The following is a 12,767-nucleotide window of genomic DNA, read 5'->3' on the forward strand; positions in this document are numbered from 1 at the left end:
GCAAGCGACAGCGCGGTAGCCGAACAAGGTGTACAAAATGGGAGCGCCTGAAATATTGGTATGAAAGCAACGTCGAGAAAAACTTGACACATACCATAGCGAACGAAATTTGAATTTCTCCATTACCTTTTGTATAATGGAGTCAATCGAAAATCCATGAGATTGAAATACATTTTCGATTTCTTTAACTTTTTTCCGCATGATAACACGTCCTTTTTGGTTAATTTGGATTAGTACCTTAATTATACCAAAAACCCAGTGTTCATGCGGATTTTCTATATCCTTTTTCTATTTTAAAAAAGGGTTTTTTATTGGATTTTCAAGGTGTGAAACTTAAGTGATAAATCCGTTTGTTTTGGTGGCTTTAATGTAGCTGAACCGCTCCCATAACCATTAATCGAGGTGAACAACCTCTGCCTAAGCTATGATTTGCGCCTTGGGTTTATATCCGCGTTTTAATGCTGCATTCCCCACTGTAACGGTACCACTTACTTTAAAAACTGTTTTTAACTTACCTAATTTATCTAAACTTGTTTCCCTTGGATGTTCATCTACCTTTTCCAGTTTGAATCGTATACTGTTCTATTTCCTTTTCGAAGTAATCCTTAATATTGTACTTTTTTCCCCTTTTTGGCTTCTTAAAATCATACTCCGCTTGTTTTGAATTTGTCCCTGCCTATAAGGAAAAACGACTTTTGCTGAAGATGGAATAAAACAATTAAACCAAATATTACATATACCCAATATGGGAATTTGGTAGTGTTTAACAAAGTCTGGCGAGTTGTTTTGTAACACTAGTAGAGCTAGATGGACTTTTGATCAAATTTTGTTTGTCTATATATGGATGAATTTGGTACAATGGATTTAAAAGAATTGAAAGAAAATTAACGGTAGTAAATACTATGGATATTTTAGGATCTAAAATGGACACATCGGGGCCAGGAGAAATCAAAGAGTTAGAGAATTACTTTGAAGGAAAGAACAAAAACTAAGAACAAATAAAAATCAAATGCACAAGTGATTTTTTGAGAAAAATATTGGGGGGATAGATTTTGCCTAAAGCTTTTCTGATATGTAACTCTAAAAAGTTTAAAAAAGATAATTTTTTAATCCCAATTCAGCAAGAATTACTAGAAAACGAGGGTGAATCTGTTGTATCAATAGATTTAAATTATACTAATTTCCATTTAAAATTTGACCAATATATATGCCATAATGATTATATACATAATACCCGGGGGAGGGTGTTTAATAAGGATTTTAATTATTATCTTGAGCCACTCTCTTTTTATTCCTATTATAAAGAGGATGAAAATCTGCTATTTATCCAAACAAAAACCGACGCAGCATTAGACTTTATATCGAAATTAAGTAGAACAAAAGAATATAATTTAGAAACAGTGAAGATCGACTTTAAAAGTATGATTCCACTTATCACAGAAGTTGCGGGAGCTTGGATAGCTGATTTAAAAAGGGCCCACTTAAAAACGGCTGGATATTTTGGTCACAATGTACATAGAAGTGAAGAATATAAGGAATCCGCAGCAGAAGGAAATGTTTCATCAATTCAAATGAAATATATTAGCCTTAAAAGTGGTAAAGAACATTATATTGCTATTTCCAAGAAAGGATCAATTATTTTATATGATACTTTTCCCACTATTGAAGATGAAATCGATATAGTGTATGAAGTATATGAACAATTTATTAAGCCCCACCTATAGTTAGCGTGGGGATAAAGTGAGATATTCTTTTGAAAAAGAATTAAGCTTCTGAAGGCTAGTGGTATAAACCTGAATTGATTTTTTATTTATTGTAACTCTATCGTTTTGAACATTAAATTTAACATTAAACGTGTTAATTTCCTTTGCATTTAGTCTTCTTATAAAAAAGCCAAAATAGGGATTAAAATCCTTAAAATTTATGTTAAAAAAATATTCACTTCGATCATCCTTAAGCGTTTTAGATAATGTTTCTAATAAACATCCTAGCTCTTGGTCAATTATTTTTCGTGACCTTCTAAACGACACTTCTAAATCGTTTAGCGATAGAATAATTTTATTGTTACTTTCATCTATATTGATCTCAAAATTCAAGGTACCTAAGCGATATAATTTCCTTTGATTGCTCAATTTTATTTGTTTCATATCACCGATTTGGTCATTAAACACTTCATCTATTTTTGTGAAAGTATTTTCATCAAAACCGCCATTAAATTCAACGTGCATATTCCAAACACAATCGGGATTTTTAATCATGAACCAAATCTTTTTTATATACATGTAAAAAAATTCAGATTGATTCCACGTTAGTTGAAGCATGAAAAGAAACCAACCTAAAATTATTGTACCATTAACAAAAAAGGACACAGAATTGAACCAAACCATTATAATCAAACAAATGACAATTAACCATCCGACAAAAAGAAATACGGACTTTTTCAAACTTTTGCCCCCCCAACTCATGCTTCTTGAAATCATTTTACAACTTTATTTTAATATCTTCAACTTAAAAAGTATAGCATATTATTATCATAACAGAACGTATATTCCAAAGCTAGTCTCCGTACAAGTTTAAATAAGACATATATTTTTCTCCAATAAAACTTAGTTGTTATACCTCGCCAGCCGTCCGGTAAATGTTTTATCATTTCCAAAAGAGATGCTGAAATCCAGATTTTTATATTGCCATAAACACGAAAAGCTAGATCTTCTTATTTTGGACGAACTAGGGTATATTCTGTTACACAAACAGGGGAATAAGCTTTTTTAAGCCATTTCGTTGTGTTATGAAAAGAGTAGCTTAATCATCACCACGAACCTTCAGTTTGGTCAATGGAACCATGTATTTGGAGACCCAATATTGACGGAAGCTGTCGTGGACAGGTTGAGTGACCATTCACACTTAGCTCTGTTCAAAGTAGAAAGCCATCGTTTGAAAGAATCAGTGTAATTCATCGCAGGGTAGATAAAGTTGAAGTTGGCAAGTATATAAGTTGAACAAAAGATTCTAAATTATAATCGCACGCATAACCGATCGATAACCTCGCTTGGACGTTGATTCACACCGCTTATAAATTCTCTGACTTTCAGAGTGATTTTTTGAACGTTAGGAAAAAAGACATTATTAATTACTGACTCTTTAACCACTTCCATAAACCTTCAACTAGGTTAAGTTGTGGACTGTAGGGAGGTAAATAAACGAGTTCCAGACGATCTTTATTTTCTTCCAGAAATGGACGAAGAAGTTTGGCATGATGAATACGTGCATTGTCTAAAATCATAACAATTTTTCCGGAAGGGTAATGTTTGAGAATGTCTTTTAAAAAGTTGAGAAAAGCGACAGCGTCATATTTTTCTTCTTCGGTGCAGAAAACTTCTCCCGTTTCATAATTCAATGTACCGATGAGTTTTACACCGCGATGCTGTCCATACGTCGGGATAATTCGTTGTTGTCCCTTTAGGAACCAAGTTCGTTGAATGGCCTGATAATCACGTATCATCGACTCGTCCTCGAAAAGGATGTGGTCTATTTCTTCATTTAAAAGTTTTTTTTAGAGCTGGAAAGGTCACTTCGATAAATTCTTTTTGTTTTTCAGGATCTGCCTTTTCCAACGTATAAGTAGGACGGGTATAGCTAAGCCCAAGTGAATGCAAAACACGTGACATCCCGCGTAAACTATAATCGATGTTCCATTCTCTTTTTACGAATTCGGTAATAAGGGCGAGAGTCCAGTTAAATCGGGCTTTAAAGCCAACATCTGCTGGAACTTTGGTTGACACGGTTTCTAAAAGCTCAGCCTTTTGTTCTTCCGATAATTTGGAAGGTTTACCCGTTGAATGTCCAAGAGCTAGACCTTCAAGGGAACCTTCTTTGTATGATTTAATATATATGCCGACAATTTCATGGTGGCGATTAATTATTTTACCAATTTCTTTCATGGTATAACCACTTAAATAAAGATAGACTGCTTGATAACGTTCGAAATGACGGGGATCCTCGGCTTTTTGAGTTCCTCAATCTTACTTTGAGTATTCACGGCTATCACCCTTCCGTTCAGGTATTTGTATTTCTATACCCGAATGGATGAATATGGAAACTTTAAGTCAACTTATATAGCTACAAAAAAGATATCCCATTTTTCACTTGCCAAATACACAAAATAGATACTACTGTTTTCATTGCTATGACACCTTTCTTTTAACATGATATGTAAAAGATAATCTATAGAAGACAATTAGTCAAAAACATAAGTTCACTATTTAATCCATCAAAAATGGATTTTGTAACGTGCAAAAATGGGAAATTTTAATTCTCAAGCACCATAAATTATCAAAATGTTATTTTCCGCTTAAAAAAAGGATCAAAATCCATTTTTATAATTATTTTATCCCCATCAAAAAAGCCATTGGTCCACTTAAAATGCAATGGATCACACGGCTTTCCTCACATATTACTAATTAAATATACTTCATCACTTTAATGCATTATCGCAGTGGGGTCTGTCCCACTTTATCAAAGAGCTACTTCAGCAGTGACGTACCGTGCCAAAAGTAAGGTAAACTTAAGACTTTACCTCAACTTCTTCATTAACTCTCCTATCTTCAATCTCGACCTTCCCGTTCACAATTGAAAGGCTAAATATCTGCTGCACTATTTCAGTCCAATTTGTAGGTATACTATTCCAATCTTCACCCCACTCACGACTTATAAATTCATAAGCCTTGAATGGTTTATCGCTCGATGAAGCAGTATATCCTAATACATCTTCAATGCAATTCCTAACCATAAATTGTCTACCATTGTCTCCTAATGCAGATACAATATGGTCATTAAATTTTCTTGCACCGTCTTTTTCCTCATCTGCATCATGAATAACATATGGTTGAATACCTAGAGAATGTAAATACTTAACCAAAGATATTATTGTTGCTTTGCCTCTCGCTTTTACAATTTCCCAATTATGTTGCATGTATTTTTTAATTTCTGGGGGCATCCTTGTAATAGTTTCTTTAAAAACAATTTCTTCTGTATCACCTTCAACTATTAATACATTTTTAGCAAAAAAGACTTTTGACATATTATCATCCATCTTTACAAGCATTTTCATATAAGACCTTTCATCCCCCTGTAATTTTTTGAAGGCTTGCGAGATATTAAAAGGATTTGAAACTACTTTTGAAACAGAATATCGATCATTTTCTTTTTCGAACATAATTTCTTTCTCACTCAAACTATTTAAGATTTGAGAAGGTTTACGACCTAAATCAATCATAAACGTTGAATGCGTGGTACAAACAATTTGATTATTTCCTGAAGAAGCCAATTCATAAATTGTATCTCTCATCTGATTTGCCGCATTTGGATGTAAATATATTTCGGGTTCCTCAAAACCTATCAACAATGGGCGTGAATCTGTATTCTCCCTAAGACTTCTATATCTCAACATAGCAAAAACTGCAGAACGAATTACCCCTGTACCTTGATTTTGAATAGGGGTCTTAGTGTTACTGCTCATTTCTATATCAAATTTCGGTTTAATCACTTCAGCATCAGATAAATTTGTTGCAGCTAATAGTTTTGTACTCGGAAACACATCACTCAATATCCTATTTAATTCTATCATCATTTTTCCAAACTCAGTATCTCCATCTTCAGGATTTAGCTCCTGTTGAAGTAGGCTTAAATAATGCTGGACTTTGCTAAAATGGTCGGATGCATCCCTAACATCTTCAAATAAACTATTTAATGTTTTCTTAAGGGCACCACTACTTCCTGAGATTTCATCAATTTTATCTTGGGCAGGAATTAATAAAAACTTTGGCAATTTAACTAGTACGTTTCCTGGTATCCCCCCAGGATTCTCAACCCATTTTTCTATAGACTCATCAATATTATATAAATCATCAATAGTAATTACTGATTTATACACCTTTGAGCTTTTTGTCAGTGCTTTATTTACATCTTCAGTTGGAAAAAGCTCATTAATAATATTAGCACTTAATCCACTGTCTATAAAGTCCTGGAGTGTTTTACAATCTTTAAATTCTTCCTTTAAACTTTTTTCGTACTCCCTCATTTCAACAACATAATCTTTATTTGGTTTAAATATTTTTTTGTAGACCACCATATAACCTGTTTCATCTGGCGTATCAGTAATATCATACTTTAATAATCTTCCCTTGAATCCACGCCAATCTTTAGCGTTAGAAGGCAAATTTCTAAATTCAGCTGTTAAAATAATTTCATCTGTTAAGTAAGTGTGATCGCCTGTATCCTCTGAATAGGTACTGAAAAATTCATCAGCTGGTATTTTTTTAGTATCAGTAAGTAAATATTCAAGTGCTTTTAGGACAGAGCTCTTTCCGATGTTATTTTCACCAATTAAAAAGGTAGCATTAGAAAACACTATTTTAGTATCAATGTGTCTTCTAAACCCTTGAATTCGTAGTGAATGTAATTTCAATTTCATACCCCCAATATTTAAAATAAAATATCCTATTGAAACCCTTACTTCGACACAATAGTATAATAATCCTGCAAGTTTTCAAATATTTCTTGTACTGATTATCAGTAGTATTGCATAAGACTTTTTTTACTTTGTCAAATAGCTTTTAATCACCATCAAATGGTGGCGATGAATATTCTGTATAATTTTTTGGTATTTTATAAAAAAAGTCAAAGGAGATATGAAGGATAGATCCTATCCATAATCCCCAATTATTTACATTTAATAATAAATAGTGGATTGTATTTTTAGTTATTATGATGAGCCACCTCGCCTTCTACAAATTGACTTACAAGGAGCTGAAATTTCCCTCCCAATTATATTTTAATTTCGTCCCGCTTGAATATTGCCATCCATGGGATCAACCTTTGCCATGTTTTAGATCCACTCTTTCATTTAGTCCATAAACCAAATTCGCCCAATAAATCAGGTCTTTATTACCATCGTATTGAATTTGCTTATTTGCGTATGGGGTCTTGATACGGAGCCTCGGTGGTTATGGATTTAGACAAAAAAGGCAGCTATGGGCTTGCTTGGCAAGAACGCCTACAATAACCATCTCTCCGTGTAAAGACCGTTCACTGCATTTTAAGTAATACATTAAAAGTCCCGGGTGCGAACCTATAGTGTACATAAAAATTCAGAGGGATTCGCACCACATTTTCTTTGTATATTTACCAAAATTTGAATAAAATAGAGGGGTAGTTATGTATTTTACATACTTGCCCTGTGAAAAGTACGTGAAATACTAGTGTTTTTGTCGATTTTACATCTTTTTCGTAGTCGCATCCTGTATGGGAGGATCGCTCGAAAAGTTTGGTTTATCGATGTGTATTACTTATGTATTAGTCGCATCCTGTATGGGAGGATCGCTCGAAAAGCGTTTCATTAGTGCGATCGTCATAGACTGTCGCATCCTGTATGGGTGCGTGGAGGATCGAAAACCGACACTGGCATATGCCCAGACTTTGTTTTACATCGAATCCTACAATGCTTGGATTGAGTAAACGTCAAATAAATCTCGCCTGCATTTAATAGGTATGATTTATTTGACGGTCATCCCATCAAAACAAATCCGCAATCGTCTCATGCACCTTCGCAACTTCCTCATCTGGCACAATCAAATAATAAACACCGCCAATTTTCGTTCCATTCCCTTTCATCATATAACTAACAGTATTGTTCCGAACGCCTTTATAATTCAGTAGCAAATTCTTCATATCATCAAAATCCATGTTTGTTTCCATATTATTTCCAAGTACATCTATCATGTTATTTAATTTGGGAACAGACGCGACACTCGTACCTTTATCGATAATAGCCGCAATAACCTGTCGCTGCCGTTTGGTTCGGCCAAAGTCTCCGGCTGGATCTAAATGGCGCGCATGCGCACATAACCCACACCATATGCCCCCCTAAAATTTTCTCAAACCTCTTTCTCCTCAATAATTAATCGATGGGCACTGTAAATTGCCCCTTTTGGTAAATATTACTTATATAGTCTAGTAGTATGTTTTCGATCGGTGGATTTTCGCTTTCGATCAGCGCTTTTTCGATTTCGATCGGCGGTCTTTTTGCTTTCGATCAGCGACTTCATGGCTAGTCACTAGAATTTCGAATCATCTGGTTGCCTTTATAATTAAGCGGTAGTTTTACAATGGGAAATAGGAATAAACAACCCCATATATGAATACAGTAAGTAAAATTAACCACAAGACGTAATACAAATCAGCATCTTTTTTTATCAGGTAAATATAGACATGATAATCTTCATAATATAAGATAATGCTAATAAGATACTGTACTTAATATCGGAGGTCTTCCCATGAAAAAAGTAATCACTTACGGAACGTTCGACTTACTCCACACCGGGCACATTAACTTATTACGGCGCGCCAAGGAATACGGAGATTATTTAATCGTTGCCATTTCTACGGACGAATTCAACGTGCTTAAAAATAAAAAGGCCTACTATAGCTTCGAGCAGCGAAAGGCTATTCTGGAAGCGATTCGCTATGTTGATAAAGTTATTCCGGAAAACACGTGGGAGCAAAAAGTTGATGACGTTCTGAAGTACCATATTGATGTTTTTGTGATGGGTGATGACTGGAAAGGTAAATTCGATTTTCTGAATAATTATTGCCAAGTTGTCTATTTACCGCGTACAGTTGGTATCTCGACAACCAAAATTAAAAATGACTTCAATCGGAACAATGTTTAGAGAATGGATCATCACCGTATACCTGGCTGTTTTTCAGAGCTTTTATCAGGTCTTTAGACTATGCCCCTTGAAAAGGAAAACAGCCTTTATCGCCTCATTTGGGGATAACATTTTATATACCGTGCATGAATTGGAAAAGCAGACGGATGAGCCCTTTGTCATTATCAAAACCCCAAAATGCAGCATTCATTTTTCCCGCGTTTCTTCCGGCAAGGTATTAGACTTGAAAAAACCGACTCACTGGATTCAGGCTGTCTATCATCTGGCTACGTCACGGATTATCTTTGTTGACAATTATTTTGGCATATTAGCAAAAATGAATTTGAGACCGAACGTACTATTAATCCAATTATGGCATGCAGCAGGTGCAATTAAACGCTTTGGACTTGAAGATCCCACTTTTGGATTCCGGTCAAAACATGCCCAGCAACGTATTAGGATGGTTTATCGGCGATTCACCCATGTCGTTGTTGGTTCAGATGAAATGAGTGCTATCTTTCGGAAGAGCTTTGGTGTTTCGGATGAGGCTATTTTACGATGTGGTGTGCCTCGGACCGATTTTTTCTTTCGTCCAATTGAAATGAAAAGTGTCGAGTTGATTTTACGGAGGAAATTTCCGGTGACAAGTAAGAAGAAAATTGTCCTGTATGCCCCAACATTTCGTGACAATGAAACATCCAATTCCACGATTCCATTTGATGTGGAAAAATTTTGTGACGTGTTTTGTGACGAATATGTTTTATTCTTGCGGCTGCACCCCGCAATTACTCACGATTTTCATAATAGATATCCCGGAATTGTTTATGATGTCTCGGATGTTACCAATGTTAATGAATTGCTTGTGATTACCGATATTTTGATAACGGATTACTCGTCGATTCCGTTTGAATTTTCCATACTGAAGCGTCCGATGATATTCTTTGCTTATGATTTAGCGGAATATCGCCAGACTAGAGGCTTTTGGACCGATTATGATGAGTTAGTTCCGGGGCCGGTTGTGACAGACACAGAAGGATTAATTCGTGTTATGAAGGAAGGCAATTATGATATCCAGCGCATTAGAGATTTTGCTGACCAATGGAACCAATACTCAACAGGTACTTCCAGTGAAAAACTAATCAATTTACTATACAAGTGAATTAGTCTCGGTTCGGCCCCCTCCCCTTGCCCCTGTAAGACCGATGTGATAACGTTAAAATTGGGATAAAAGTGTACCAAATACAGGGGGAGGATTGTGATGGACAAATCAAAAAAGATTATTATAGGTATTGCGCTGTTCGTTTATACATTAGCCATTATCGGTCTGACCACGATGATTGTCGTGCCGAATCCGAATAATGATGTTCCCACTCGGGACTGTGATTGCGCCGATGAGGGGCTTTCTGATAATTAATAGAGGTAAGTGGCGTGTCATCCCCACTAAAGCTGACAAAGTAAAATTTTTTGCCAGCTTTTTTCTTTTCCCGCCCCCATCATTCGCTCTATCCCGCTACCGGATATCCCCGAAACAGGTTTAAAGGAAGACATTTTTCGACAGATATTACAACTTCAACCTTACTGAATCCTCAAAGTTGATTTACCATTTCAATACGATTAGGATAAAAAAGATAGGATTTTTTGTAAAGTGAGGCGTTAGTACATGAGTAAACAGCAGAGACCAAAGGCGGTTATCGTTATTTTTGGAGCAACAGGTGATCTGGCGAAACGCAAATTGTTCCCGTCAATCTATCGTCTCGTTCAAAACGGCAAAATTGGTGAAGATTTTGCCGTTGTTGGTACAGGGCGAAGACAATGGACAAATGATGTCTTCCGTGAAAACGTGAAAAAATCACTTGGGAGCAATATTTCCTCCCATGCGGATCTGGATACATTTACATCCCATTTTTTCTATCATCCTCTTGATGTATCAGAACCTTCTTCTTATCTGGGGCTAGAGGCTTTGTTGCATGAACTGGAGGGCTACTATAAAACAGGGGGCAATCGAATATTCTATTTGGCGATGGCACCTGATTTTTTCGGAATTATTGCCAACAATTTAAAGGCAAGCGGTTTAAAAGATGCTGCTGGGTGGACACGCCTTGTCATTGAAAAACCATTCGGCAACGACTTGCCGTCTGCCAAGGCATTGAATAAGGAAATACGTGCGGTGTTTGATGAAGAGCAAATTTACCGGATTGATCATTACTTAGGGAAAGAAATGGTGCAAAACATTGAGGTGATCCGATTCGCCAATGGAATTTTTGAACATCTTTGGAATAATCGGTTCATTTCCAACGTGCAAATTACCTCAAGTGAATCACTTGGCGTTGAAGACCGATCACGTTATTATGACAACTCAGGTGCCGTTCGTGACATGGTGCAAAACCACATGCTGCAAATGGTTGCATTACTTGCCATGGAGCCACCAATCAACTTGACAACCGAAGAAATTCGTTCCGAAAAGGTCAAAGTACTTCGCGCTCTCCGACAGATGGAAGTAAACGGTGTGGATGACTATTTTGTCCGCGGCCAATATGGGGATGGCGAAACTGGCATCGGGTATCGTAAGGAAGCACCTCAATTGTCAGCATCCAAAACTGAAACATTTGTCGCAGGAAAAATTATGATCGACAATTACCGCTGGGCCGGGGTTCCCTTTTATATTCGAACTGGCAAACGCATGGCCAAGAAATCAATAAAAATTGTTGTCGAATTCAAAGATATCCCGATGAATTTATACTATAAAAACAAACAGGAAAAACATCCGAATTTACTTGTCATCAATATTCAGCCGAACGAAGGAATCACCCTTTATCTTAACGCAAAAAAAGCAGGTGCAGGTACTGATGTAAAACCGATAAAACTTGCTTATAATAATAATGGGATTAACGGGATCAATACACCTGAGGCATATGAAAAGCTGATTTACGACTGCATGATTGGTGATATGACCAATTTTACACATTGGAATGAAGTTGCCCAGTCCTGGTCGTTTGTTGATCCGATTCTGAAATTATGGGAATCGGATCAACCGGATTTTCCCAACTATGCAGCAGGTTCAATGGGACCATTGGAAGCGGACAAACTGCTTGAAAAGGATGGATTCCACTGGTGGCCAATAGTCGAGGATTAAAAAAGAAAAGAAGGAGCGTACGATGATGAAATTATATGATGTAACAGCACCTATTTACGAAGGAATGCCCGTGTACAAAAATAAAGAAGCAAAACAGCCAAAAATCACAACAGAAACAAATGGACATGTAACGGAATCCCGCATTGCTATGGATCTCCACACTGGCACACATGTTGACTCCCCATTGCACATGATTAATAATGGCAACACGATGGAAACCATTGATATTCATGATTTGGTTGGACATGTAAAGTTATTTGATCTAACCAATGTCGAGGATCACATTAGCAAAAAGGATATCGAATCATTTGCGATTGAAAAGGATGATTTTGTCCTGTTTAAAACGAAAAACTCACTACAGGATGAATTTGATTTCAACTTTATTTTTGTGGCGGAGGATGCGGCTGTCCACCTGGCTGGACTTGGAGTTAAAGGTGTCGGAATAGACGGGCTCGGGATTGAACGAAGCCAGCCGGAACATCCAACCCATCGCACACTTTTTAGTCATAACGTAATTATTATCGAAGGACTTCGCTTGGAAGCGGTGCCTGAGGGAAGGTATTTCATGGTTGCTTCCCCATTGAAAATCCAGGGTACCGACGCAGCACCGGCTCGTATTTTACTTTTTGCAGAATAATAACCAAATAGCGGGTTACCGTTTACACTAATGTCTTCAAGGAATGGTGTAAAAACGGTAACCCTCACCATGCTAAGCCGCACCGTTTTATTTGACTGGTTTATGGCTGGGCAGTGCTCTCCTGGCTTATTCAATTCCGCAATTTTGAATTATGGTTTTTCCTTGTTGTTGTGATAATTTCCACTAACCATAGTTACCAAGGTCTTCCGTTATACCGATAAAGCATTAGTCTAGTGGGAATTGTCCACCAATATTAGCTGAAGATCATTGAACTGTTTTGTACGCCTGA

At 36.5% G+C, this 12,767-nt stretch carries 10 protein-coding genes and 2 pseudogenes; 7 read left to right on the forward strand and 5 right to left on the reverse strand.

The window, feature by feature from the left end:
- Positions 1-201, reverse strand: a 201-nt coding sequence (locus IEX12_RS23490; RefSeq protein WP_286171194.1) for a hypothetical protein, incomplete at its 3' end; no start/stop codon positions are given.
- Positions 202-1,052: 851 nt separating this feature from the next.
- Between IEX12_RS23490 and IEX12_RS15845 the strand changes: the two genes are divergently transcribed.
- Positions 1,053-1,724: a hypothetical protein gene (locus IEX12_RS15845; RefSeq protein WP_088052275.1), complete on the forward strand. Its 672-nt coding sequence runs from the start codon at positions 1,053-1,055 to the stop codon at positions 1,722-1,724.
- On the opposite strand, the gene IEX12_RS15850 is transcribed toward IEX12_RS15845, so the two are convergent.
- Positions 1,725-2,444 (reverse strand): hypothetical protein, encoded by a 720-nt coding sequence (locus IEX12_RS15850; RefSeq protein WP_088052274.1) that lies wholly within the window; start codon positions 2,442-2,444, stop codon positions 1,725-1,727.
- 253 nt (positions 2,445-2,697) lie between these two features.
- Between IEX12_RS15850 and IEX12_RS15855 the strand changes: the two are divergent.
- Positions 2,698-2,952, forward strand: a pseudogene (locus IEX12_RS15855) (ATP-binding protein); the annotation flags it as partial.
- Between the two features lie 62 nt (positions 2,953-3,014).
- On the opposite strand, the pseudogene IEX12_RS15860 reads toward IEX12_RS15855, so the two are convergent.
- The 3 genes and pseudogenes from IEX12_RS15860 to IEX12_RS24025 all read right to left on the reverse strand — a co-directional run.
- Positions 3,015-4,010, reverse strand: a pseudogene (locus IEX12_RS15860) (IS630 family transposase); the annotation flags it as partial.
- Between the two features lie 554 nt (positions 4,011-4,564).
- Positions 4,565-6,466, reverse strand: coding sequence for an ATP-dependent endonuclease (locus IEX12_RS15865; RefSeq protein ID WP_286171196.1), 1,902 nt, complete (start codon positions 6,464-6,466; stop codon positions 4,565-4,567).
- Positions 6,467-7,572: 1,106 nt separating this feature from the next.
- The gene (locus IEX12_RS24025) at positions 7,573-7,917 is read right to left on the reverse strand and encodes an LCP family glycopolymer transferase (RefSeq protein ID WP_503826794.1); all 345 of its coding nucleotides are present in this window, start codon (positions 7,915-7,917) and stop codon (positions 7,573-7,575) included.
- A gap of 416 nt (positions 7,918-8,333) precedes the next feature.
- On the opposite strand from IEX12_RS24025, the gene tagD reads away from it, so the two are divergent.
- The 5 genes from tagD (at position 8,334) to IEX12_RS15895 (ending at position 12,478) form a co-directional block, all read left to right on the forward strand.
- Positions 8,334-8,729 (forward strand): glycerol-3-phosphate cytidylyltransferase, encoded by a 396-nt coding sequence (tagD, locus tag IEX12_RS15875; protein ID WP_188725484.1) that lies wholly within the window; start codon positions 8,334-8,336, stop codon positions 8,727-8,729.
- A complete protein-coding gene (locus tag IEX12_RS15880; protein WP_286171206.1) occupies positions 8,722-9,867 on the forward strand; it encodes a CDP-glycerol glycerophosphotransferase family protein in 1,146 nt (381 codons plus the stop codon). Before tagD ends, IEX12_RS15880 begins: the two co-directional genes overlap by 8 nt.
- 99 nt (positions 9,868-9,966) lie before the next feature.
- The gene (locus IEX12_RS15885; RefSeq protein ID WP_159457814.1) at positions 9,967-10,122 is read left to right on the forward strand and encodes a hypothetical protein; all 156 of its coding nucleotides are present in this window, start codon (positions 9,967-9,969) and stop codon (positions 10,120-10,122) included.
- 246 nt (positions 10,123-10,368) lie between these two features.
- Positions 10,369-11,841 carry a glucose-6-phosphate dehydrogenase gene (gene zwf / locus IEX12_RS15890; protein WP_088052269.1) on the forward strand — a complete coding sequence of 491 codons (1,473 nt, stop codon included), beginning with the start codon at positions 10,369-10,371 and terminating at the stop codon, positions 11,839-11,841.
- A 25-nt stretch (positions 11,842-11,866) separates the two neighbouring features.
- Positions 11,867-12,478 carry a cyclase family protein gene (locus IEX12_RS15895; RefSeq protein WP_102414473.1) on the forward strand — a complete coding sequence of 204 codons (612 nt, stop codon included), beginning with the start codon at positions 11,867-11,869 and terminating at the stop codon, positions 12,476-12,478.
- The last annotated feature ends 289 nt before the right edge of the window (positions 12,479-12,767 follow it).

Source organism: Lentibacillus populi, from assembly GCA_014642895.1.
In the GTDB taxonomy this organism is placed as follows: domain Bacteria; phylum Bacillota; class Bacilli; order Bacillales; family Amphibacillaceae; genus Lentibacillus_C; species Lentibacillus_C populi.